Source organism: Psychrobacter immobilis (assembly GCF_904846185.1).
GTDB lineage: Bacteria > Pseudomonadota > Gammaproteobacteria > Pseudomonadales > Moraxellaceae > Psychrobacter > Psychrobacter immobilis_B.
This window is the reverse complement of sequence record NZ_CAJGZQ010000005.1, coordinates 146628-172326: the sequence shown is the minus strand read 5'-3', so window position 1 is coordinate 172326 and position 25699 is coordinate 146628. Positions and strand designations below refer to the sequence as shown.

General features: G+C 42.2%; 19 protein-coding genes, 1 pseudogene and 1 riboswitch. Of the genes and pseudogenes, 4 read left to right on the top strand and 16 right to left on the bottom strand.

What is annotated here, in order from left to right; all coding sequences use genetic code 11:
* Positions 1–530: 530 nt before the first annotated feature.
* Complete coding sequence (gene yajC, locus JMW94_RS04305) at positions 531–860, bottom strand: preprotein translocase subunit YajC (RefSeq protein ID WP_045446152.1); 330 nt, start codon at positions 858–860, stop codon at positions 531–533.
* Positions 861–1412: 552 nt separating this feature from the next.
* Between yajC and JMW94_RS04300 the strand changes: the two genes are divergently transcribed.
* The 3 genes from JMW94_RS04300 (at position 1413) to JMW94_RS04290 (ending at position 6984) form a co-directional block, all read left to right on the top strand.
* Positions 1413–2696, top strand: a complete 1284-nt coding sequence (locus JMW94_RS04300) for a CNNM domain-containing protein (protein WP_201601795.1) — start codon at positions 1413–1415, stop codon at positions 2694–2696.
* Positions 2697–3136: 440 nt separating this feature from the next.
* A complete protein-coding gene (locus JMW94_RS04295; protein WP_227678933.1) occupies positions 3137–3634 on the top strand; it encodes a nuclear transport factor 2 family protein in 498 nt (165 codons plus the stop codon).
* Between the two features lie 350 nt (positions 3635–3984).
* Complete coding sequence (locus tag JMW94_RS04290; protein ID WP_201601708.1) at positions 3985–6984, top strand: LysM peptidoglycan-binding domain-containing protein; 3000 nt, start codon at positions 3985–3987, stop codon at positions 6982–6984.
* Between the two features lie 128 nt (positions 6985–7112).
* Here the strand turns inward: JMW94_RS04290 and JMW94_RS04285 are convergent, their stop codons facing one another.
* Positions 7113–8321: a transglycosylase SLT domain-containing protein gene (locus tag JMW94_RS04285; RefSeq protein WP_201601705.1), complete on the bottom strand. Its 1209-nt coding sequence runs from the start codon at positions 8319–8321 to the stop codon at positions 7113–7115.
* Between the two features lie 1075 nt (positions 8322–9396).
* Complete coding sequence (locus JMW94_RS04280; RefSeq protein ID WP_201601688.1) at positions 9397–10230, bottom strand: Nif3-like dinuclear metal center hexameric protein; 834 nt, start codon at positions 10228–10230, stop codon at positions 9397–9399.
* A 314-nt stretch (positions 10231–10544) separates the two neighbouring features.
* Here JMW94_RS04280 and JMW94_RS04275 point away from each other — a divergent pair, with 314 nt between their 5' ends.
* Positions 10545–11873, top strand: coding sequence for a S1C family serine protease (locus tag JMW94_RS04275; protein WP_201601672.1), 1329 nt, complete (start codon positions 10545–10547; stop codon positions 11871–11873).
* Positions 11874–12014: 141 nt separating this feature from the next.
* On the opposite strand, the gene yfaE is transcribed toward JMW94_RS04275, so the two are convergent.
* The 13 genes and pseudogenes from yfaE to rpoD form a co-directional block, all read right to left on the bottom strand.
* Positions 12015–12281, bottom strand: a complete 267-nt coding sequence (yfaE, locus tag JMW94_RS04270) for a class I ribonucleotide reductase maintenance protein YfaE (protein ID WP_045446158.1) — start codon at positions 12279–12281, stop codon at positions 12015–12017.
* Between the two features lie 192 nt (positions 12282–12473).
* Positions 12474–13607 (bottom strand): class Ia ribonucleoside-diphosphate reductase subunit beta, encoded by a 1134-nt coding sequence (gene nrdB, locus JMW94_RS04265; RefSeq protein WP_045446160.1) that lies wholly within the window; start codon positions 13605–13607, stop codon positions 12474–12476.
* A 72-nt stretch (positions 13608–13679) separates the two neighbouring features.
* Positions 13680–14063, bottom strand: a complete 384-nt coding sequence (locus JMW94_RS04260; RefSeq protein WP_201601669.1) for a hypothetical protein — start codon at positions 14061–14063, stop codon at positions 13680–13682.
* Positions 14064–14171: 108 nt separating this feature from the next.
* Positions 14172–14876: pseudogene (locus JMW94_RS04255) on the bottom strand (P-loop ATPase, Sll1717 family); the annotation flags it as partial.
* A 25-nt stretch (positions 14877–14901) separates the two neighbouring features.
* Positions 14902–15804 (bottom strand): P-loop ATPase, Sll1717 family, encoded by a 903-nt coding sequence (locus tag JMW94_RS04250; RefSeq protein ID WP_201601663.1) that lies wholly within the window; start codon positions 15802–15804, stop codon positions 14902–14904.
* 79 nt (positions 15805–15883) lie between these two features.
* A complete protein-coding gene (nrdA, locus tag JMW94_RS04245) occupies positions 15884–18160 on the bottom strand; it encodes a class 1a ribonucleoside-diphosphate reductase subunit alpha (protein WP_201601659.1) in 2277 nt (758 codons plus the stop codon).
* Positions 18161–18685: 525 nt separating this feature from the next.
* The gene (locus JMW94_RS04240) at positions 18686–19006 is read right to left on the bottom strand and encodes a YbeD family protein (RefSeq protein ID WP_045446256.1); all 321 of its coding nucleotides are present in this window, start codon (positions 19004–19006) and stop codon (positions 18686–18688) included.
* Between the two features lie 256 nt (positions 19007–19262).
* The gene (locus JMW94_RS04235) at positions 19263–19961 is read right to left on the bottom strand and encodes a class I SAM-dependent DNA methyltransferase (RefSeq protein ID WP_201601656.1); all 699 of its coding nucleotides are present in this window, start codon (positions 19959–19961) and stop codon (positions 19263–19265) included.
* A 188-nt stretch (positions 19962–20149) separates the two neighbouring features.
* A complete protein-coding gene (tenA, locus tag JMW94_RS04230) occupies positions 20150–20797 on the bottom strand; it encodes a thiaminase II (protein ID WP_201601653.1) in 648 nt (215 codons plus the stop codon).
* A 138-nt stretch (positions 20798–20935) separates the two neighbouring features.
* Positions 20936–21054: riboswitch (TPP riboswitch) on the bottom strand.
* Between the two features lie 373 nt (positions 21055–21427).
* Positions 21428–22354 (bottom strand): bestrophin family protein, encoded by a 927-nt coding sequence (locus JMW94_RS04225; protein ID WP_201601638.1) that lies wholly within the window; start codon positions 22352–22354, stop codon positions 21428–21430.
* 186 nt (positions 22355–22540) lie between these two features.
* Positions 22541–23314: a type I methionyl aminopeptidase gene (gene map, locus JMW94_RS04220; RefSeq protein WP_201601635.1), complete on the bottom strand. Its 774-nt coding sequence runs from the start codon at positions 23312–23314 to the stop codon at positions 22541–22543.
* Positions 23307–23513 (bottom strand): ParD-like family protein, encoded by a 207-nt coding sequence (locus tag JMW94_RS04215; RefSeq protein ID WP_201601607.1) that lies wholly within the window; start codon positions 23511–23513, stop codon positions 23307–23309. Before JMW94_RS04215 ends, map begins: the two co-directional genes overlap by 8 nt.
* Positions 23514–23691: 178 nt before the next feature.
* Positions 23692–25608: an RNA polymerase sigma factor RpoD gene (gene rpoD / locus JMW94_RS04210; protein WP_045452235.1), complete on the bottom strand. Its 1917-nt coding sequence runs from the start codon at positions 25606–25608 to the stop codon at positions 23692–23694.
* Positions 25609–25699: the final 91 nt, after the last annotated feature.

The following is a 25699-nucleotide window of genomic DNA, read 5'->3' as shown; positions in this document are numbered from 1 at the left end:
TGGGAAGTTAGCGATAGCAATGGTTGAGTGCTGTATCTAGCAGTCGTCATCATGCACCATTGCGATCATCCGCGATGATAGTAAAACAGTAGAGCAAATAATACAGACGTATCTTTATATAGTCAGCAAAAATATATAGTCAGCAAAATATCACTGATAAAATCAATAAAGACAGCATGGTCAAAAGCATAAACATAAATTGTCTATACTCTATGAGACTGTTTTTACATCATTGCTCTATAGCGAAAAATGACCGTAAATAAGGTACGGTCATTCTTAGGCACTGTATTAATCACTATATTTATTAATGACAGATGAGGGCGTGTCCTCAATTAAATCGATTATCCTCTAAATGGGCTAAAAATGGCTAAATTTTGCCAAACATCGTCAAATAGCTTATTAATATCTCGATATTATTTACGCTACTTTCCTTGTTTAACAGCAATTTATTTCATTTTTACCACCATTTTTAAAATGAGGACATGCCCTAGTAATCATCAATAAAACGCGACTAATATTTCAATCAATCATTAAACGCTTTCGATTGTGCCAGCAGGTAACACTGAAATAACAGAAGCACGTTGTACTTTGACATCAGTATTATTGTTTAGGCTGACCACAGCATAGTCACCTTCAATGGCTTTGATGCGACCCATCAAACCACCAGCAAAAATGATTTCGCTACCGACAGTCAATGCATTGACCATGGCACGATGTTCTTTGGTGCGCTTAGACTGTGGACGAATCACTAAGAAGTAAAAAATCGCAAAAAAGGCAACAGGCAATAGTATTTGACTAAATAGTGACATCGCACCAGCAGCTTCTGGTGCAGCATGGGCAGCTTGAATAAATAACAACATAATTTCTCTCAGTAAGTCATAGATAATAATAAAATTAAACGCATAGTAACAAAAAATCCCAGACTTGGTAACTGTTAATCATAGGCTGAGTATTTTTTTCTTAAGGTAATGGCATGCTAGCGGTCATTACTTTTTGCGGCGATATTTTTGCCACCTCATATAAGTGACGCCAAAGCGCTGAGAGTATAACAAAATTCAAGCAGCGAATGGATGCTAGGTAGTAGTAGCGTAGCAAAAGGTATGGTCAAGGATACCAAAAAACAAAGACTTAACAATAGCGTCTTATTGTGAAATGGCATCATCAATGCTACTATCAAATGGCAATAATTCCCTGCATTTAGCACACGGTTTATTAGTATATAATAGATCCTATTATCTGCTGCTAAATCAGTTTTGAGCAGCGAGTTACCATCGTTTTAGCAGATAACTAATAGCTAATTAATCATGTTTGTCTTGTTGTTTGCCTTTAATAGCTTAGTATCGTTTACTCATTATATTATTATCCCTTTTACTTTTTTTCTGTTTAGGTTACCTAACTTGTTTACCACTTTTATGTTTGTACCTCGTTTATGTCGTCCGCGCGCTTGTAAAGAAGCGTCTGCTAAACCTCCTCCGACATCACGCTATTCAAAGCGTCTTCGTCGTACCAATTCAATTGCTGGGTTATCAGCGCTGACGGCGATGCTGCTATTGCCATATCCAGCTTTTGCTGCTGAAGCGTTAGCAGAGCCAACTGCGATCAGTGTGTTATTACTCATACTTTTTGTGGTTGTCGCCATCGGTATCTCGTTTGTCTGTTCATTGGCTGAGTCTGCATTACTGAGCATGACGCCGTCTTATATCGCTGATGTTCAAGAAAGCAATCCGAAAAAAGCAAATATGCTAAGACGCTTGAAGGTTGATAACATCGATCAGTCATTAGCAGCTATTTTGACTTTGAATACAGTGGCTCATACATTAGGTTCTATCGGTGCTGGTGCCCAAGCTACGATTGTGTTTGGTAGTGCTTGGTTTGGACTGTTTTCTGCCATTATGACCTTGGCGATTTTATTTTTATCTGAAATTATTCCAAAAACGTTGGGCACGGTATATTGGCGTCAGTTAAGTGGCATGGTCGCGTATTTTGTGCGGGGTATTATTTTACTACTATACCCATTAATCTGGATATCAGAAAAACTGACCAAATTATTGGTACGAGGCAAAGAGCCTGTAGCCTTTAGTCGCAGAGAGTTTGCGGCACTTGCCAGCATCGGTGAAGAGTCAGGACAGATCGACCCACTAGAGTCGCGTATCATTCGTAACTTATTGGCATTTGGTGCGATTAAAGTCGAAGATATCATGACCCCGCGTTCGGTGATGCTGGCGTTTGAAGAAAACAAAACAGTCGCTGAATTGTTGGTTGATCGCCCAAAATTGACGTTTTCACGACTGCCAATTTATGATGGTGACTTAGATAACATCACAGGTTTTGTATTAAAAACAGACATGCTATTAGCTAAAGTAAACCATGCGATGCACAAGCCATTGACTCAGTTCAAACGTGACATTACTTTTGTTTTTTCAAAAATGAAACTGTTTGATTTGTTAGAGCTGATGCTAAAAAACCGTATTCATATTGCGATTACAGTCGGTGAGTATGGTGAGGTCAAAGGTTTGGTTACTTTAGAAGATGTGTTTGAGACGCTATTGGGACTTGAGATTGTGGATGAAATAGACCGCGTCGAAGACATGCAAGCACTGGCTCGACAAATGATGGACAGACGAGTAGAGCGATTGGGCATGAAGCTTAGTGATGATGAACAACAATACGAAGATAATAGTACGGACGCTAAGTAAGCTTCCGTTTGGCTTATTAAATTGAGATTGGATTGACAGAAAGCGAATCAAAACTGGAGCAAAAACTGAGCTGTGTACTGCGTAAGCGGCTCAGTTAGTATATTTTGTATTTATGATAACGATGGGCAGTGACTCATATTTTTAGAAATAATTTTGCCATATGGTTGGTATTTTAGTATTCGCAATAATTACACAGGGTGTCACATAGCTGTGAGAATTGAATGATAGTCTCACTCTATGGTAAAAGTACGCTGTCATCATTAATAAGTAGATGATGATCAAACAGATATTTTTCACAAGTAAAATGAAGAGGCACACCTAGCTAGTGCTTGCTTCATTTATCATGATGTTAATGAGTAATAAACGACTACTATATTTAATCAATAAAAAACGTTAGTCATCAAAAGATGGCAACAACGATAACAGCATTGCTAAGGATTATGATGAAACGATTATGGGGAAAAGGGCTTTTGGCATTATTGCTAAAAAGTGCCAGCGTGGCGGCGGTAGTGACCGTTGTAAGTACTGTAAGTATCAGTGCACAAGCGGCAGCCATGACCGAAGCTTTGGTACAGAACTATATAGCAGCAATGAAGTCATCAGCGAATAGCCAAAATGTCAATCAGGTCGCGCGTCTTGTCTCTGACGATGCACTGATTTCATTATCTAGAAAAGGTAAGTCTACCAGTTTAGATAAAGATGCTTATTTGAAGTTGTTGCAAAATAGTTGGAATAATACCTCTAATTATCGTTATGATATTTCTGTGGATAACATTGTTATTACGGGCGATCAGGCCAAAGCCAATGTGACGACCAATGAGAGTTGGGTAAAAGATGGTAAAAATGTTTCATTTGTCACTACATCAAGAGTGACGCTGACGTTATCGACTGGTAATGCGGTGCTGCTACGTGCCGTATCACAAGTAACGATTAATTAATCGTTACTCGACTAACAACTCAGTACTGGCTAGTCAGCAATTAGGCATTATCAACAATTAGGTATTAATGGATAAGCATTGATTAAGAAACGTCTTGATCAGTGGATAATCAAAGAAAATAGTGCATTAATCAGGCTCTTCGAAAGCTAAGCATTCCATCATAAATAACCATACAGATTCACAATGTTGAATAATTAAATGATTGATTGCATTTCGTGAGAGGTCTGAAAATTGACCCAACTTATGATGATTATCTTTTTATATTAGACTGGTCTTTGCTTCACATTGCATACTATACTAGCAAGCAACTTTATCTTATCACTTTCTGTCGTTAGGAAACTTCCAATATCATGTCTACTGTGCTATCAAAATCTCGCTCATTTATTGCGTTGCCATTGACGCTTGCGGTATCAACTCTACTTATCAGTGCTTGTAGCAATACGTCAGCGGTAAAAAAGGGTGCGACCAATAGCTCATCTGTTATTACTAAACGCCCAGCTACTAAAGCGCCTGCAGCAAGTAGCAGTACGGACTATTCAACGGCATATTTAGATGCAGATAGTTTAGATGAGTTAGCCGATTTACTCGAAGCCACTGACATGACTATGGTGGAAGGCAACAAACTTGCTATTCAGCAATATGGTGATTTATGGAGTCGCTTACGTGCTGGCTATCGTATGAATGGCGGTCAGCCGACTTATAATCAGCGTATCGAAGGGCAAAAAAGCTGGTTTACCAGTCGACAAGACTATTTAAACCGTTTGACTGCACGTGCCAGTCGCTATATCTATCACACCGTACGAGAAGCTGAGCGTCGTAATATCCCGACAGAGCTGGCTTTGTTACCTGTCATTGAGAGCTCTTACGATCCAAGCGGTACCAGTAGTGCGGCAGCAGCAGGCTTATGGCAGTTCATTCCAAGTACGGGTCGTATTTATGGTTTGAATCAAAGCAGTACTTATGATGGTCGCCGTGATGTCATCGAATCAACTCGCGCCGCTTATGACTTCTTGACCGCACTACATAACCAGTTTGGCAGTTGGGAGTTAGCATTGGCCGCTTATAATGCCGGTCCTGGTCGCGTGCAAAAGGCCATTGATGCTAATAGAGCTCAGGGTTTACCGACAGATTATTGGTCTCTGAGATTGCCTACTGAAACGATGAACTACGTGCCTCGTTTCTTGGCGGTAGCGGAAATTGTTGCTAAGCCTGAGCAATATGGTGTCTACTTGCCTGCTATTGCCAACCGTCAGCATTTCCGTAGTGTGCCAGTGAACTATGGTGTTAGCTTGGCTGAAGTTGCGCAAATGACAGGCGTGAGCTACGACGAATTAGAAAGGTTAAATACGGCCTTAACGTCAGGACGTGTTGATTCTTCTGGTCCCCAGCGTATTATTATTCCTAATGATGTGAGTCTTAATACCGATGTTAAATTGAGCTCATTGAGAGGCAATGGTACGGGCAATATACTGGCATCGAGTAATACAAGCACACCAAGTAGCACGACCACGACGCCAAGCTATAATAACAAACCCTATACTGGCTCTTCATTACCATCGACAGGTAGCGCCTTGGCTGACTATGCTGCAAGCGCTAGTGTGCCGCAGCAAACGACCAGTTATATATCACCGTCAGCCATACCTACTAGCAGCTCTGTCTACAGTAATAATGCCTCGGTGCGTACTGAGCCACCATTGAGCACGGCAGAAACCAACAAGATCAATGCTGAGCTAAAAAGCAGCAATAGTCTGCCGACCACCTCTGCTCAGATTACACAGAATAATACGATTGTCCAAGAACCACCACTGAGCAAAGAAGAGCGTGATTTTATTGCCAATCAAATTCGTAGTAACACGCCTGAAACCAATGTGATCAATGCTGATGGTAATATTAATTTATCCGCCGTACAGACGCAGCAGTCTATTCTAGAAGCCAGTGGCGAAGAGAAAAAGCTTAGCTTTGCAAAAACATCAGTAAGCAAGCCAAAACCCCAAGGTGCACGTACCACTTATACCGTCAAGCGTGGTGATACCTTGTCTAATATTGCCAGCCGTGCGGGTGTCAGTTGGCGCGATATCGCTGAATGGAATCAAATAGATGCCAGCTCTAAGCTGCTATCAGGCAGTACCTTATACTTATATAATGCAAAAACCATCGAACCGTTGAGCACAGCTAACAATGCCGCGGCAAGCCAACCAGAGAGCTATGTAGTACAAAGCGGCGATACGCTGATTGGTACTGCTAACCGCTTTGGTCTATCGGTGACTCAGTTGGCAACCTACAATAATTTGAGTAGTAGAGCGGATTTACTACGCGGTCAAAAGCTATGGCTGATACCAGGTAAGGTGACTGCGCCAGTGACTACACCTGCCGCTCCCTCGACCAAGCCAAGTAAATCAAGCACCGCTACTAAGAACTATAAGGTAAAAGCGGGCGATGGCTTGATTGCTCTCGCACGTCAGTTCAATGTTTCAACTGATACACTTGCCAGCCTCAATAATATGAGCACTACAAGCTCACTATATGTTGGTCAAACGCTAAAAGTACCTGCAAGTGTTGATTTCGATGCAGCAAACACCTCAAGCTCTAGTAGCCGTAACAGTAGCTCAAGTTCGGTGGCAACCACCAATTACAAAGTAAAATCTGGCGATACTTTGATCGGCATTGCCAATAGCGTAGGTATCAGTCCAGCTGAGCTTGCGGCGGTGAATAGCAACTTTGATGCAAAAGCACGCTTACAACGTGGTCAAACCATCAAAGTACCCGTGTCTAAAGGATTAGTTGATCGTCAGCTAAATGATAAAACTGTCAGTTATAAAGTAAAATCAGGCGATACGTTAACAGGCGTGGCTCAACGTTATAATATCGGTCTTAGTGACTTGGCAACAGCGAACAACCTGAAAACCAACTCTAATTTGATACTCGGTCGTACGATTACGATTCCTGCCAGTGGCAGCGTTGTAGCGACCTCTAGTAGCAGTAATCAAAGCAGTAGTTCGGCTAGTAGCACTGCCGCGACTAGCACAGCGAGCAGTGGCAAAAAATTGGGCAACACCGAGAGCTATAAAGTTAAATCTGGTGATGGTTTGATTGCTTTGGCACGTCAATTTGGTGTTTCGATAGACGACTTGGCTGCGACCAACGATCTCGCGACCAATGCCCAATTACAGCGTGGGCAAACGCTTAAAGTACCAAAGCTCACAGTGAGCTACACCGTTGGGTCAGGAGACAGTTTGATTGGCTTAGCACGTAAATATGGCGTCTCTACGCAAGAGTTGGCTGAGATGAATAATATCGCGGCGGATACGATGCTACAGCGCGGTCAGCGCCTGACCGTACCTAATCGTTAAGAGTAAGTTGCTTAGTAGAATAATAGCTAAGTAAATACGATTAAGACAGATCATTCTGCATAAAAAAGCTGCTCTTTATAAGAGCAGCTTTTTTATCTATAAAATTCAATTCTCAAAATATTTATCAACTAGACAGTTTGAGTTTTGATAGTTTCAAGATAACTTCTAATATTGCTAACATAATGCATCGCTTGACCATAACGACTATTGGCAGCTTTATTGTCAGCTAAGTACGCATAAACGTTCGCCCAGCTTTTATCATCAATACCCTGATCTCGCAGTTTACGCTGAATACTCTTTACTGCATTTGGTCCCATGTTGTAGCCGGCCAGCGCAAACCAAATACGATCTGTCTTTGGCACATCAGCAAAGTCATCTTTCATTTGCTCTAAATAACGCGCGCCGCCGCCGATACTTTGGTAGGGATCGACGCGATCTGAGACCCCCATTGCTTTGGCTGTATTATTGGTCAACATCATAAGCCCACGCACGCCCGTTGGCGATACGGCATTGGCATCAAGGTGTGATTCTTGATAACCCATGGCCACCAATAATTCCCAATCATGATTATAATTGCGTGCTTGCTCTTCAAAAGACGATTGATAATCAGGCAGCTTTTCGGTCAACGTTTTTTGGAAATGATCTTGGCTATAGGCGTCTTTTAGCAAGTTTTGATTGTAAAAGGCAGCAAGTTTTTGTGTGTTTTTCAGCTTAATGCTGTCACACAAAAAGTAACTGGCTTTTTGTGATAATGGGTCATTGGATGAATTGAACGTCCAGCTGACTTTTGGATGTAAACCATTCTTTGTTAAGCTGGCGTCATAGCCGCAACTGATGTTGATAGACGATAAGTTAAACTTGCTCTTTAACTGCGTACTGGCCGTTGTTAATGCCATGTCTACCTCGCCCGATCTCAGCGCCTTTAGGGCAGTTTCTTCATTGGCATACGCTTTTAGTTCGATATCAACGCCAAGCTCGTCAGCATAAGTACGCACCAAATCAAAACCAAAGCCATGTTGAAAACCGTCAGTCGCAAAATAAGTGCTGTCACCGGGGACGGCAGCGATGGTTAACGTGCTTTCTAGCATGACGTTATCATAGGCTGGCACTGGCGCACGCATCGTCGTCAGACTCTCAGCAGGTAAAGAGAGAAGGGCAATACTAGAAACTTGCGCCAGCTTTTTGGTTCTAGAAAAACGACTCGATGTCGTCGGGGTAACGGATGAAACGATGTTACTTTTAGTGTTCGGTAGGCGTTTAGATGGACGCAGTAAATAAGAAATACGGCGTCTAGCCCCTTGCGCAGATACTTTCACACGATAAGTAATACGCTGCATGGATGTCTCCTGATTTTAGCCATCCTGCTTACCGTAAAACGCTTGTGAATGTATGCTTATAAAGTAGTCATACATCGATGTCGCATTTTAGACAACCATGCACTTCTCAATAGGATAAGTGCGTCGTCATCTTGTTTAATAATAGTGCCGCTAATGAATTTTTATCAGATGTAGCGGTGCAGTTTTTAATTAGCTGGTTATCTACTGGCGTATTCGGTGTATCACATAAGAGGGCTAAAAAATCTCTCAAAATATCAATATAAAACATCGATATAAAGTATCAATACAAAATAATGAACGCACAACACCGCGAAGGATATAAATCGGATGATTCCTTCATCGATGCATAGATGGGGCTAAGAATAAAACAACTATATATTAAACATAGGTAAGGTCATGAACTAAGCTATTGAGACAAAATATAAAATGAGCGTGGTGCTTATACACTCAGCTTTTCTATACTGATATTAATGACCATAGCCTCTTTAAATCATTTGTAATAGAGTCAACAGTGATTAATTTTTTGTCCAGCAATAAGGGTAAGCAAGTCGCTATTTTCATTACTAATAAAAAAATGATAGAAAATTTACTAAAATATTCTCTCAATCAGCGGTTGCTAACCCAGTATCGCGACACTTAAATCAAGATAGACCATGCTGCTGAAAATATATCACGCACAGTGTATCTATTAGTAAACCGTCCAAAACCTCGCTATCTATATGACCTCAATAGCTATACAACATAGTGAGATTTTAGGCGGTTATACTCATTTAAGTACCATAACCGGAAGCTGTAATAAATGGGAAGCCTCATGACAAGACATTCTTTCTTCGGATATTAATATGCGGATATTCCTTGGATTATTCAAGTGTGGTTAAGAAATTAGCGATAAAACTTAACAATTGGGCTATAGACGGTTAAAAATGCCCTTGTTATTGGTACACCATTGAAAATTGAAGCCGCAAAAATTATGCATATTGGGCAACCATACTGATTGTTATTAGCCTTGTTTTTCGAAAATTATTCTAAATTTAGATAGCTATTAGATAGCTATGAGTAGAGTTGAGGACACAGCTTAAGCAGGGTTATCAATATCTACAAAGGTCACGGGTATGCCAAATGCTTGAGAAACTATGTGACCGAGTGCTTGAATACCACCGCGTTCTGTCGCGTGATGTCCACAAGCGAAATAATCAATGCCCAGCTCACGGGCAATATGGGTGGTACGTTCTGATATTTCGCCAGAGATAAAGGCGTCACAGCCCATCAATGCAGCTTGTTCGATCATATCTTGTGCGCCGCCCGTACAAATGCCCACGTGTTCGATAATTCTGTTATTATCGATATGAGCGCTTGTACTATTCGGTGCGCTATAATTGGCAGAGATATGCAATGGCAATCGTCCTAGCGTCTGAGTAATGTGAGCAATGAGGCTTTGGGCATTCTGCGGGGTACAAGTGGCGATATTACCCACTGGATGCGACTCACTGGGGTATAAAGCGCCGATCACGGTCATGTTTAATGCGTCAGCCAGCTTGGCATTATTACCAATGACGGGATGGGCATCGAGCGGCAGATGATAACCAATCAAAGAGATACCATGCTGCATAAGTTTACGGATACGCTGACCTTTCATACCAGTGATGGGGGCAGGTTCGCCTTTCCAAAAATAACCATGATGCACCATAATGGCGTCTGCATTGTCAGCAATCGCCGCATCAATCAACGCCTCACAAGCCGTTACACCAGTGACGATGCGCTTGATAGGTCGACCCCCATCTACTTGTAAACCATTAGGGGCATAATCTTTAAAAGCATCTGCTGATAAATAGTCATCACAGAATGTGGTCAGTGCTTGAACGGTAATGGCGGTATTTGAGGGCTCGGTTGAGATATTGTGTGTGGTCATGGTATTCCCTTATAATTGATTCAGTGGGGCAAGCATTTATAGCTAAGATGTGGCTTTTGATAATGAGTATTTTAACATGTGGCTACAGTAGGATAGACAATCCTACTCACTGAAATGGTACACGATACGTTACAACTGGGTAGTATTGGCGGTTATAATTTATACATGTAAGCGTGCCGTATAGATAGTGCAAAAAACAACCATCTAATGGACTGTAAACGTTTGATAAATGCTGCTCAATGCGTCCTAATATACACCATGCTTCTCACCTTATTCATCTTCGTCTGTTTGTATCAAATTTATAGAGGTTTTATATGTCGTCATCTCGGAACACCAGCAGCAAGGCGTCTGTATTAAAATGGTTACCTTGGGTTTTATTGCTAGTCGTGATTGCCGCATTTATTTGGTTGTTTGCGAGTATGAAGACGGCATCAGAGCAGGCATGGGAGCCGCCCAGAACCACGCCTGCTGAGCAGCAAGCGTCAGCACCTGTTTCTGATACACCCGCAGCGATTTCTTCTTATCATAATGCGGTTGCTCGCGCCTCACGATCAGTCGTGAATATCTACACCACGCAGACTATGGCAGAGCATCCTTATATGAATGATCCTGTGTTGCGTCGCTTTTTTGAGTTCCATGGTGCACCGTCAGAAGAGCAGGGCAATACCAATTTAGGCTCTGGGGTGATTGTCTCAGAAGATGGCTATATCGTGACCAATGCCCATGTGATTGAAAAAGCCGATGAAATTACGGTCGCCTTTAATGATGGTCGTAAGAGCCGCGCTAGAATCGTTGGTACAGATCCAGACAGTGATTTGGCAGTGATTAAAGTAGATATGACCGGTTTGGCACCACTTGGTTTCCGTAAAGAACCTATCCGAGTTGGCGATGTCGCATTAGCGATTGGTAATCCGTTCGGTGTCGGTCAAACGGTAACGCAAGGGATTATCTCAGCGACAGGACGTACTGGGCTTGGGGTCAACAAGTTTGAAGACTTTATCCAGACCGATGCAGCTATCAATCCAGGTAATTCGGGCGGCGCACTCGTTGATGCTTTTGGTGAATTGATTGGTATTAATACGGCCATTTACTCACGCTCTGGCGGCTCTATGGGTATCGGTTTTGCTATTCCTACCGCCATCGTTGAGCAAGTGATGAATGCCATTATCAAAGATGGTAAGGTGAGCCGTGGTTGGTTGGGGATTGAGATACAGTCACAGTTACGTGACCCAACGCAGCTTGAAACCTCGACTGGGGTAGAAGTGCTTAATGTCGTTCCTAAGAGTCCTGCTGCTAAGAGTGGTCTGCGTATCGGCGATATTATTTTGACGATTGACGGCGTCGAGATGACGGATGCCAATACCTTGATTCAGTATGTCGCTCGTAAAGCACCGAATACCACGCTGAATGCGCAAATACTACGCCGTGGCAAAAATGCCCAAGTCAAAATACTGTTAGAAGAGCGTCCAGCACAAGAGCCGATGGAACGTCCGGTCGTGATTCTTGATGAAAATGTTGGTGGTATAGAAAATCCAAATCTACAAGGTGAGGGACAAGACGTGCCGATGATGTCAGAAGCCGAGCGTGACCGTATGCGTGAAGAGCTGTTGCAGTTATTTGAAAGAGATGGTGCGCCCTTATAATGCCATTTTTCATCACATAAAGCTTAAGAAAAATAAGCTTAATCAAAATGGCTTGGACGGTTTATAGACAGTAAAAAAGCGCGTTATCTTGAAGATAACGCGCTTTTTGTTTCGAATTTTTTAGAATTATCTTTGTTAATATTACTCTATAGTAGGCTCGTGATTGATATAAATCACACCCTGCACACGACAACAGCACGGCAGGATCTCGTCTTCATCAATCATAGCAAGGGGCGCAAACGGATAGTCAATGACGTGTGAGCTGGCGATACGCTTGATGCGGCAGCTGCCACAATAGCCTTCCTTACATTGATAATTGATATCATGTCCGGTGCGTAGTAATCCATCAAGCAAGCTTTCGTCATCATGCAAGTAAAATTGCTTTTTACTCGTCATTACCCAAGTCATAGTCTTATCCTGTTCGTTTCCCTATCATTCTGTATTTTCTAAACTACAGTCAATCCTATATAAATCAGATACGGTGTCAGGCTCGCTTAGTCTACTATTTGTAGTACTTTCGCTTGCCTTCCTTGTATCCAAATTATATTGAAACGACTATATAATCTTTCAAAAACTATTTTTTAAATGAACACATAAGCTCTAAAGTTCAAAATCATCAAAATCACTGTCTGATAAATCTGAATCAATTTGACCAACCAAGTATGAGCTGATTTCCGTCTCTTGCGGGGCAACTTGCACGTTGTCAGATGACAACCACGTATTAATCCACGGGATTGGGTTTGATTTAGAATTCGGGAATGCGACTGGCAAGCCAACCGCTTCCATACGTAAGTTGGTGATATATTCGATGTATTGGCAAAGAATGTCTTTATTGAGACCAATCATTGAGCCGTCTTTAAATAGATAACCTGCCCATTCTTTTTCTTGCTCAGCCGCTTTACGGAATATTTCGATGCTTTCTTCGTAGCATTCTTTGGCAATGTCGACCATCTCAGGATCATCACGACCGATGCGCATGAGGTTAAGAATATGCTGCGTGCCCGTTAAATGTAGCGCCTCATCACGAGCAATCAATTTAATAATCTTGGCATTACCTTCCATCAGCTTACGCTCAGCAAAGGCAAACGAGCAAGCGAATGACACATAAAAGCGAATGGCTTCTAAGACGTTGACTGCCATCAAGCATAAGTAAAGCTGCTTTTTCAGCGATTTCAAATCGACGGTAATTTGCTTGCCATTGATCGTGTGCGTGCCTGCACCGTATAGGTTGTATAGCGATGAGTTGTAATACAAGTCATCGTAGTACTTGGCGATGTCTGCGGCGCGCTCTAGAATATGATCGTTTTGCATGATGTCATCAAAGACGATAGCAGGATCATTGATAATATTACGAATGATATGGGTATAGCTGCGCGAGTGAATGGTCTCAGAAAACGTCCACGTCTCAATCCATGTCTCAAGTTCAGGAATCGAAACCAATGGCAGTAGCACGACGTTTGGGCTACGACCTTGGATAGAGTCGAGTAGCGTTTGATACTTTAGGTTACTGATAAAGATATGCTGTTCGTGTGAGGACAAATTGCCATAATCCATACGATCACGTGATACATCAACTTCTTCTGGACGCCAAAAGAAAGACAACTGCTTTTCAATCAATTGCTCAAAGATAGGGTGCTTTTGTTGGTCGTAACGCGCCACGTTGACCGGATTACCAAAAAACATCGGCTCTGTTAGCGCATTGTTTGGCGTTTGGGAAAAAATCGAATAAGTCATGAGACTGCCTTTATCATTGATATGGTTATTAAGTTATAGGGTTTTGACTAGATTTGGTTTGACTGAATTATATTACAAGTTCTCTAAAGATATCTGTTCTGGCGTCTGTCCATCATTCATATACGCTTTAAATATCTCACTTAGCTCACTATCGTCCAAACCTTCCAATTCATCGATCGCACTCTTACGCAGCGCACTCAAGCCATCATCATCTGATAGTTGCTGCATTTCTTTCTGTGCGTCTTTTTTAGTCGTTCTCTTTACTGGTTTTTTCAATACTTTTGTGGCGACTTTCTTTAATGATTCTGGTTTTGCTGCTGTACCTTCGTTTAATTGCTCACGGACGTCTGCGATGTCGACTTCCACTTGTACGATATGCGAGCCACCATCGTTTAGGTCTGAAAATACGTTTGGGATAAACAAACCACCGTCTTTGATGATTGCGGTATAGTGCACATGACCTCCATCATTTTAGTTCTGTCTAGGTTTTGATTATATCGGTAAAACCAAAGTGTTCTCATTATATAAATTTAAAAGATAGAGTTCATGAGAGGTACTCTAAAATTACTGTTCAATATGAAGAGCTTGATGAAACATTTTATGAACTTTTATCCATTTGGACTGACTACATTCAAAGTTGGATTTATGAGAAGAATGGCGAAAAGACCAATCAAAACTGTCAGGCAGATTATCTGAAATACCAATTATACCTGTTCGATAAAAACAACTTAAAACTTCAAATGTGACATCATCTTTGTGACATATATTTTCATCTATAAAGTTATAAATAATAGATGTTACCTCATCATTAATTTCATTCTTTTTGAATACTTGATAAAGATTTAGAATTACATCTTCTGATAAAGCTTGGTGTAAATCTTCTATAGATACTATTTCTTTAGTGCTTGATAATATATATGTCATATACTGTAATGATGGATAAATGTCATACCATTCCTCGTATAGTCCCTTCAATCTATCTTTAGAATACTCCTTCTCGGCTCGATAAATAGCACTCCATTCGACTAAGTTTTTTTCGACTGACTGGCTTAAACAGTAGTTCACGAAATGTAGTATATCTCTTGGTCGCCAAAAAGTCCTTTGAAGTAAATATTGCCACGCATCACCGTTTCTACTATTAGTAGAAGGGAATAAATCTTCAAAACTGATATTTACATTTGTATATTGATGCTTAAATAGAAAAGAAATTCGTTTATCAACTATTTCTTTTAGTAATTTATCTGTCCATTTTAAGTTATATATTATTGATAAAAGTTTATCTTCCTGAAAACCACTAGACCGAGTTTTTTTCCAATGTTAATTGATATAGGTCGACCCTAAGTGATACTAGTATTTTCACATTACTTATCTTTCTAAAATGCTTTATCTCTTCAATCAAGCCTTTGATTAAGCTATACTTTACTTCTATTGAAACCCAGTTTTCGTCAAGCTTATCTATTAACAAATAATATGGTTTTTTAGTGTCATTAAAAACATGTTTGTCCATTAGCTCAATAACTTTAGAGAGCTGAGATATTTGCAAGTTGTTGACTACTCTCTGAGCTCTATGTTTGACTTGAATTTTTTGCTCTTCGGATAAATTTTGAGCAGCGCCCAAAGATAACTTATTATCAAAAAATCCAGCTTCAAATTCTCCACTTATATCTTTAGAAAAACTTTTTACTATTTCTTCGATGTTTTCTACAGTCTCCACCCAGTATTTATCAGACCAAGTTTCTAGATAGTTCAAGGCAATTTTTTCTTCGGGTCGGCGTATTAAGTCTTTTAGATCATTTATAAATTGAAAGAATTTATTTTTATCTTCTAAATGTGGGTATTTTAGTTTCAGGAATTCAACAGTTAGAATGTGACGCCAAAGATACTTATAAAATAGGTCTAGGTTGACATCATTATCTGTCAAAAACTTTATGATGTTTGAGTTATCAATATATCTCAAAAATACATTTTCTAGATCCAATAGTTTCGAATACTCTTTGTCTATTGAGTTGTGTACGGTTATCAAGGATGCTGTTTTACCAGCTCCAGTTCTTCCTAAAATAATTGCCTCACTAGAATCAGTGTCGACTAAAATTTCAATAATACCGTTATCAACATAGCATTCTGCTAAGAATTTGATGTCACTTTCGGCATCTAACTGACCTACTTTCATATTAGGTCTTATTTTTATGTTTTCCATAACATTTATTTCCAATGATAGGTGACAGTGGCGTAAATGTCGCTATTGACATCCACGCCATTCACATATTGAAAGCAGATTAAATCTTACATGCACCGCCAGCACAATCATCTTCCATATCCGCTTGGGCATCGTTCGCACCATCACGGGTGTTGTGATAATATAACGTCTTCACGCCAAGCTTATACGCGTTTAGTAAATCCTTAAGCAATATCTTCATCGGTACACGACCACCTTCATAACGAACAGGATCGTAGTTGGTATTGGCAGAGATGCTTTGATCGACGAATTTCTGCATGACAGCGACCAGCCGTAGGTAACCGTCATTGTTTGGCATTTGCCATAGTAGCTCATACTGATTTTTTAGCTTATCAATCTCAGGCACGACTTGCTTTAAGATGCCATCTTTTGACGCTTTGATAGAGACCAGACCACGTGGTGGCTCGATACCGTTGGTCGCGTTGGCGATCTGACTAGAGGTCTCAGACGGCATCAAGGCAGTGAGGGTAGAGTTGCGCAGTCCGTGCTCGGTGATCTCGCCACGTAGCGTTTCCCAATCGAGATGTAGCGGCTCTTGGCAGATTTTATCCAAATCTTTCTTATAGGTATCAATCGGCAAGATACCTTGCGAGTACGTGGTCTCATTGAACGCAGGGCAAGCGCCTTGCTCTTTTGCCAACTTGTTTGACGCTTTCAAGAGATAGAATTGCAAGGCTTCAAACGTTTGATGCGTCAGACCTAATGCTGAGTCATCTGAATAGCGCACGCCATTTTTCGCAAGGTAATAAGCGTAGTTAATCACGCCCACACCGAGCGTACGGCGACGCATGCTGCCATTTTGAGCCGCTTTGACTGGATAGTCTTGATAGTCGAGCAGGGCATCAAGCGCACGGACGATGAGCTCGGCTGGCTCTTCGATATCGCTGACGTTGTCGACTTTACCCAAGTTGACCGCTGATAGCGTACAAAGGGCGATTTCGCCTTCTTCGTCATTGATGTTATCGAGTGGCTTGGTCGGTAGGGCGATTTCCATACATAGATTTGACTGACGAATCGGCGCAACGCTCGCGTCAAATGGGCTATGCGTGTTGCAATGATCGACGTTTTGGATATAGATACGACCCGTACTCGCACGCTCTTGCATCATCAAGCTGAACAAATCGGCTGCTGGGATTTGACGGCTACGAATGCTTGGGTCATTTTCGTACTTGGTGTATAGCTCTTCGAATTTGTCCTGATCTTCAAAGAACGCATCATACAAGCCAGGGGTGTCACCTGGTGAAAATAGCGAGATGTCTTGACCTTTGATCAGGCGAGTGTACATCGTTTTATTTAACTGTACGCCGTAGTCCATATGACGGACACGGTTGTCTTCCACGCCGCGGTTGTTTTTAAGTACCAATAATGACTCAACTTCTAAATGCCATAATGGGTAAAATAACGTCGCTGCACCGCCACGGACGCCGCCTTGCGAGCAGCATTTAACAGCTGTCTGAAACAATTTATAGAATGGGATACAACCAGTATGCTGTGCTTCACCGCCACGAATAGGGCTACCAAGAGCGCGGATGCGACCCGCGTTGATGCCGATACCAGCGCGTTGTGACACATAGCGTACAATGGCGCTGGTGGTCGCGTTGATCGAGTCTAGGCTATCACCGCATTCAATCAATACGCATGAGCTAAACTGACGTGATGGGGTACGCACGCCTGCCATGATAGGTGTTGGTAGTGAGATTTTGAATTGCGAGGTCGCATCGTAAAAACGCTTTACGTAGTCCAAACGATCTGACTTGTCATAACGACTAAACAAACACATACCAACCAGCATGTATAAGAACTGCGGGCTTTCAAAGACGGTCTTATTGACACGGTCTTGGACGAGGTATTTACCTGCCATTTGCTCAACAGCGGCATAAGCAAGGTTCATATCGCGCCAGTGATCAAGATATGCTTCTAATTCATCAAACTCGGCACGGCTGTAGTCAGCTAGGATATGCTGATCATATTTACCAGAATCGGTCAGTTTTTTGACATGATCATAAAGGTGCGGCGGGGTGAATTTATTGTAAGCAATTTTACGCAGATGGAAAATCGCCAAACGCGCAGCCAAATACTGATAATCAGGCGTATCTTCAGAGATAAGATCTGCTGCTGACTTGATGATGGTTTCATGAATATCGCGAGTCTTGATACCTTCATAAAACTGAATGTGCGACTTTAGCTCAACTTGCGACACAGACACATTATCCAAATTGTGCGCTGCCCACTCGATTACCTTATGAATTTTATCCAAATCAATAAGCTCTAATCGTCCGTCACGTTTGGTCACTTTGATTTTGTCGATGTGTGTCATGTTGCCCTCTTAAGTTGATAACTTGGTAATTATTTATAATGTTGCTTATAGTGATGCTGCACAGTCAGTAAACGGCAGGCATTCTTTATAATGCTACGATGCTTGCGCCGCGATAGGTGTTTTTTTAGGCAAAAATCTACCGCTACTCATAGTGACAATTAAATTCACTGAGTACTACATATAGCGTGTTTGTTAGTAGGTAGGCACAATATAGCGGGAAAATTTTGAAAATACTATATTGATTTTAGCATCAAACTATGTTGCTGTGAGGTTGTGCTGTGTCCGAATTTTAGCAAAGGACGATGGGGTAAGGGTTAGACGCGATTGACTCAAATAATAAGTTTTTTGTAAAAACGGGCTGACAGTTTGCTTTTTATTCGCGAGTAAATGACCCACCAATAAGGGGACATAGAACAATAATAATGAGGGCGCAGATTGTACAGCAAACCACAAAAAATCGCCACCCGTATGAGTGACGATTTCGACGGAAAAGCGGCTGGCTTTTTTTAAACGACAATTATCTGCTTATACGACCAAACGAACTGTTTTGGCAGCGTCGAGTGAGGCATACAGCACATTGACCTGATCGGCTGCTGTAAGATATAGATTAACCCGTGCTGAATGGAAGCGACCGGTTTTAGACGGCTTCACTTCTATTGAGGCCAAATCAAAATCAGGGAACTGACTGCCCAAGATAAGCTTCACTTCGTTGAGTAAGTTCTCACGCTCGCCTTCATGACCAATGATGCTAAGTGGATAGTTCATTGGAAAGTCCCAGAGCTCAGGATTTTGAATATCCGTCCTTTTGCCTGTGATCACACCTTGATTGGGCGTTAGGTTGGTCATTTTTACTGATTTTTCATTTGTTGGTGCTTGGTTGTTGTTTTGATTGGTGCTGTCTTTTGGATCGTCAGTCATGATGTGGGCCTCGCTTTATTAAATGTTAGCTATTAGCATAAGAGCTTTATTTACCATTTATAGTGTCACTAAACTTATAATTCAAGTGCTAAAATGGCAATGACAGTATGCTATGGATCACTGTGATCTGTCATAAATTTTGCTCAGTCATCCATGCTAATCACACGCAAATACACCTATCAGCTCATTTTTTATAAGCACAAACAGCGACGTAATCCCCACGGTCATAGCCTTCGATGACTTCTTGCACCTTGTCATTGGCATACATAGGATGGGTCAGTAAGGTTTGTGCATACTCAAAATCGACAAAACCATTGGCTTGCATCAGCGCGATTTTTTCATCAGAGGTGCGCCAATTGGCTGATTTAACCAGCTCAATAGGATAGGGATCAGCAGGAGAGATATGAGCAAGCAGCGGATGCTCCCAAGTATTTAATGAGCTAGCCAAATTATATAAGCTCGCAAAACCGCTTTCTTTTGGCACATCGATAACAATCAATTTGCCGCCCGTTTTTAAAGCATCAAATGCTTTTTTAATACAGATATCCAAATCGCTAATATAACTGACACTGCCGTTAAACATGATGATATCAAACTTATTTGGCTCAATATCGCAAGTCTCGGCAGGACTAATATCCACTTGTAAGCCGCGCTTTTTAGCGATTTCAGCCATGCCTTTAGAAGGCTCAATGCCGTGCCTGATATGGATATCATAATCCTGCGCCAATAGTGACTCAAACAGTCCACTACCGCAGCCGATAGACAATATCTCACTGTCCTTATCTAAAAAATGAGCGACCAGTTTTAGCTCACTGGTCAGTAAGTTTTGGTTGTCAAAAAACCAGCTGTCATACGCGCTTGCGTGTTCATCGAATGCTGCCATGATGTTTCTCCTTGAGTATTTTTTGTTGTATCGTTAATCCACTATAAAAGAGTGACAGCGTTAACCTCGCTTAAAGTATTACTCATACATCTGCACTTGGTTGCCTTGTCACTGTTTTAAATTGAATCAACTATATTGAATAGTACGTGACGTTAAATTTGCCATAAAGCTAGCACCTTGCATAGGGGCTAGGACAGATCAAGCGCTTGTTGCCAAAAATTCACTTCCATACGTGAAGCAGTATTAAATAACTGTTGGAACTTGTTTGCCTGAGCAGGATTAGCCTGTGCTAGTAGCGTATTAATCTGCGCTTCATTCTGTGCGGTAATCGCTTGAAATTCGTCACTGGCAAAGACATCAATCCATGGCTGGTACGGATTGTCCGCGACAAAACCTTGTTCTTTAATGCGTTTGCCAATTTCGCCATAACCCATCAAACAAGGAGCAATCGCCGCATAAAGCTCAGCCAATGAGCCTGACATTGCAGCGTCCAATAGGTAGCGGCTATAGGCGATAGTCACGGCAGATTCAGGGGCGCTTTCTACTTCTTTAAGTGGGATGTCCCACTCATGACATAAATCGAGATACATGCCAATTTCCATATCGAGCATGGCATTGATGCCTGCTTGACCGACACGCATTTGTGCCAGCGTATCACTCTTATACACGCTCAACGCCATCACACGGGTATAGTGAATAAGATATAAATAGTCTTGTACAAGGTAGTGACGAAAGCTGTCAGCGGCGAGCGTACCTGCCGTTAGCTGTTTGACAAAATCATGCTGAATATAGCCATCCCAAGTTGGGCAATTGTGGCGTAACGTTTGGTAGTTCATAGTGTTCACTTACTGTTATAAAATGCGAGTAAGCAAAGAGTAGGGGGTGAGCAGTGAGCAGGCACAAAAAAACCTTACCAGATTATGTGAATAAACTGGCAAGGCTTGCTTAGCAATAGATGCTTAAGAGGTGTGCTATAAAATGTCACGCTTGTTTCCTACGTCAGTGCTAACTGCATCAGGTTCGCGGGTAACTCTCAGCCATGATTTTGGATTGTAGTTAAAGCATCAAAGTCAAAGCACCCCGACAAGGTTTATTTTTCAGAAATAGATATAAAGTTTACATAAGTTTAAACTGCTCGTACTTAAGCAATCGGCTCTATGGTAGACGAATTCAGTTATCATTAGCAAGTGATGCGCAAAAAACCATGAATAAAGGTTGTCTTGCAAGCGTAAATAGGCAAGATTTTACTTTTTATTAAGCTGGTCAAGTAACACGAGAATGGCGAGAGAAATCACTATTTTCAAATGTATTTTTTATTTATAAAGGCTCTACTATTGCCTATAGTATTTAGCTGCTTGAAGTTAGGATATATAAAAAATATCTCATAAATTAAGGCAATACGTTTATGGGATATTATCTCATTTCGTATTGATTACTTTATACTTTATAGGCGTTCAGCTAAGAGGCTATGGTAAATAGCCATTGATAGGAGTGATGTCAGGCGGAATATCTGCCTCTTCTAGTGCTTCTCGCAGATTGATCTCGATAGTACGCGATAATGCAGTCAGGGGTAGTTTGTTGGCGGCTAAGCCGAAAGGCTCTTCTAGCTCTTCACTGAGGGCATCCAAACCAAAAAAGGTATAAGCGATCACGGCACAAATCAGCGGGGTCACCCAACCGAGCGAGGCCACCAAGCCAAAAGGCAACATGATGCAATACAGATAGGTCGTGCGATGGACCAGCAGCATATAAGCAAACGGCAGCGGTGTATTATGAATGCGCTCGCAGGCTGCCAATACAATGGTCATAGACGTCAGGCGCTCGTCCATGTTCTGTATGACTTGCTCTGATACCAGTCCTTGACGCCGAATGTCGCCGAGCTGCTTACCCATGAGGCGCATGATGTAATCAGGTAGATTGCGCGCTTGGCGCATACTATCATGGTGTTTTGATGCGACAAAAGGCTCGACATCATGCCAAGGTGACGATCCGCGCAGGCGATGGCGCACAGCATGCGCAAAAGCAATGGTCAGGTAAACCATCGTTCGCCCAGTCTCGCGCCCATTTTCGGTATCAGCATCTATAAAAGAAAGTACTTGACGGGTTAAGCTACGCGCATCATATACCAGCTGACCCCAAAGCCCTCGAGCTTCCCACCAGCGTTGATAACTGGCATTGTTGCGAAATCCAAGAAATAGCGACAACGCGATTCCTAGCAAGGTAAAAGGAGCCATACCATAATAAGGAAAAGAGTCAGGAAGCCAGTGCTGAATAATTGTTATAAGTGTGCTGAGAAGCGCGATCAGCAAAATTTGCGGATAAATTTTTGGAATGACAGAGCCGTGCAGGGTAAAAAGTATCTTGAGAGCGTTTGGGGTTTGCCGGACAATCATGTCAGTTTCCTATCGATGGCATATATAAAAAAGCGATGGCAGAGGTATCACTCAGCGTATACTCAAATCATCGCGACCTATGATATCAGTAGTTACCAATATGGCAATAATAAGATGACACTTAAATACTTAAATACTTGAATCACTCTTGTATTACGCAGCAGCAAGGGAAACTGTAAGCACGCTTTAAAGGGTTTCTTCTTCACGCAGCGTCAGCACTTCATAACCATCGGCAGTCACCGCGATGGTATGCTCCCATTGGGCAGAAAGCTTTTTGTCTGCAGTCACCACTGTCCAGCCGTCTTTTTTAATTTTTACTTTGGCTTTGCCTTGATTAATCATTGGCTCAATAGTAAAGGTCATGCCTTGTTCTAAGACCAAGCCTGCACCTGCGCGACCATAATGTAAAACTTCAGGCTGTTCGTGCATTTCGCGACCGATACCATGCCCGCAGTATTCTCTAACGACAGAGTAACCGTGCTGTTCAGCATGGCTTTGAATGGCATGCCCGACATCACCGAGCGTTGCGCCCGGTTTGACCACACGGATACCTGCCCACATGGCCTCATAAGTGTCATCGACGAGGCGTTTTGTTAAGGGCATCACATCGCCAATCATATACATTTTGCTAGAGTCGGCAATAAAGCCGCCTTTTTCTAAAGTAATGTCCACATTGATGATGTCGCCTGATTTTAGGTCTTGATTGCTTGAGGGTACACCATGACAAACCACTTGATTGACAGAAGTATTGAGAACGTATTGGTAGCCGTATTGACCTTTGCTGGCAGGTCGTGACTGCAAAACATCCACAATATAGCGCTCGACTAAATCATTGACAGTCATTGTGGAGATGCCAGCGACCATGTGCGTATCTAGGTAAGCAAAAACCGATGCCAATAAGCGTCCAGACTCACGCATGATTGCCAATTCTTCAGGTGTTTTTAGCGCGATTTTAGCCATCGATAAGATTTCCTATATTAACATCTGCTCGTTTTAACTGCTCGCTGATGATATTGGTATAAGATGCGTGAGGATTGGCCTCGGCCAACATACCTATCTTTATCCAATACTCTGCCTGCGCGTTAATCGAACGTACCATTACCGCACTGGCTTTACGAAGCTCTTCGTGTAGTGTGTCATCAATTTTAACAATACCCATTGTTTTACCTAGTATATGAAATATATACGAATCATATATATTGTATAGTGCCATTGCAAGCTCGTTCTTGTATTCCTTGATGAAAACATGTAGTTATAGCATTCGAGCCATCAAATCGATGACCCAAAAAAGCCGAGATAAACTCGGCTTTTTTATTGGTGCTTAGTTTGCTTTATTATTAATCATTCTCTAAGAACGAACGCAGATGCTCAGAGCGTGACGGATGACGCAATTTACGCAGTGCTTTTGCCTCAATCTGGCGAATACGTTCACGTGTTACGTCAAACTGCTTACCCACTTCTTCCAAGGTATGGTCGGTTGGCATGTCGATACCAAAGCGCATTTTTAGCACGCGTGCTTCACGCTCAGTCAGATTGCCCAATACATCACGAGTCGCTTCACGCAGACCAGCTGCGGTCGCATCATCAACAGGGCTTGAGATCGTACCATCTTCGATGAAATCACCTAGATGCGAGTCTTCGTCATCACCGATTGGTGTCTCCATAGAGATAGGCTCTTTGGCGATTTTCAGTACTTTACGGACTTTAACTTCGTCCATCTCTAAGCGTTCACCTAACTCCTCAGGTGTTGGCTCGCGTCCCATTTCTTGTAGCAACTGACGAGAAACACGGTTTATTTTGTTAATGGTCTCGATCATATGTACAGGAATACGAATGGTACGCGCTTGGTCAGCGATAGAGCGGGTAATCGCCTGACGAATCCACCATGTGGCATAGGTCGAGAACTTATAACCACGGCGGTATTCAAATTTATCGACGGCTTTCATCAGACCGATGTTACCTTCTTGGATTAGATCCAAGAACTGTAGACCACGGTTGGTATATTTCTTCGCGATAGAAATAACCAGACGCAGGTTAGCTTCGACCATTTCTTTTTTGGCGCGGCGAGCTTTTGCTTCACCGACTGCCATACGGCGCGCCACGTCTTTCATATCGTGAATTTTCATGTCGAGCTGTTGCTCGTAGTCACGAATGCGACGTTGCAATAAAATAACATCATCAGTGACTTTTTCTAGCGTACCAGCAAACGCAGGCTTACCTTTAATACGTTCAATCAACCAATCAACATTGGTCTCGTTGCTAGGGAAAGTCTTACGGAATTCTTCGCGCGGCATACGACCACGGCGAATGACCAAACGCATGATTTGACGTTCTTGCTTACGCACATCATCATAGACATCATGCATGATAGCCATGACTTGATCTGACAAGCGATTGTTCAACTTTAGCATCATAAAGCGTTCGGCAAGTAGGGCATAAGCAGTATCTGCTTCTGTGCTACCACGGCCATAATCTAGCAAGGCTTGCTTGGCTTTAATAAATAAGTGTTCGATTTCTTCTAGACGCAGACGTACTTCTTCAGGATCGATACCGCTGGTTTCTTCTTCAGCTTCCTCTTCAACGTCGTCTTCATCCTCGTCCTCATCATCAAGCGCTGCTGCTTTGGCTTTTGCTTTGATCACAGGTGGATTTTCTTTTTCTTCTTTTATGCGTTCACGTTCTTCTTTTGCTGCCTCTTTTGCTTCTTGGGCAGCGATTTTGTCTGCTTCGGTTTCAGGATCTAAAAAGCCAGTAATGACGTCAGAAAGCTTTTTTTCGCCATCTTGTACTTTTTGATACTCATCAAGGACGAACTGTACGGTGCCCGGCCAGTAAGACATCGCATGCTGTACGTCACGAATACCTTCTTCGATACGCTTGGCAATGGCGATCTCACCTTCACGGGTCAATAGATCAACCGTACCCATTTCACGCATATACATACGCACAGGGTCAGTGGTGCGACCCGGCTCAGTCTCAACAGAGGCCAATACCGCCGCTGCCTCATCCGCTGCCATGTCATCATCGCTTGAATCGTCGTTCATCAAGATGTCATCGGCATCAGGCGCAGATTCAAAGATTTTGATACCAACGTCGGTCAGCATTTGCACAATATCTTCGATCTGATCGCTTTCGGTAATAGAGTCGGGCAGTTGGTCATTCACCTCAGCATAGGTGAGATAGCCTTGCTCTTTACCCATTTGGATTAAGGTGGCCAGTTGAGATGTGGACTTAGAAACTGACTTATCGTTCATAAATACTCGCTTACTTGCATCGGACATTTTTATATTGTGACGCGCTATCGCTCGCTCAGTGCGTTGATATAATCAATCGATTCATCAAAAT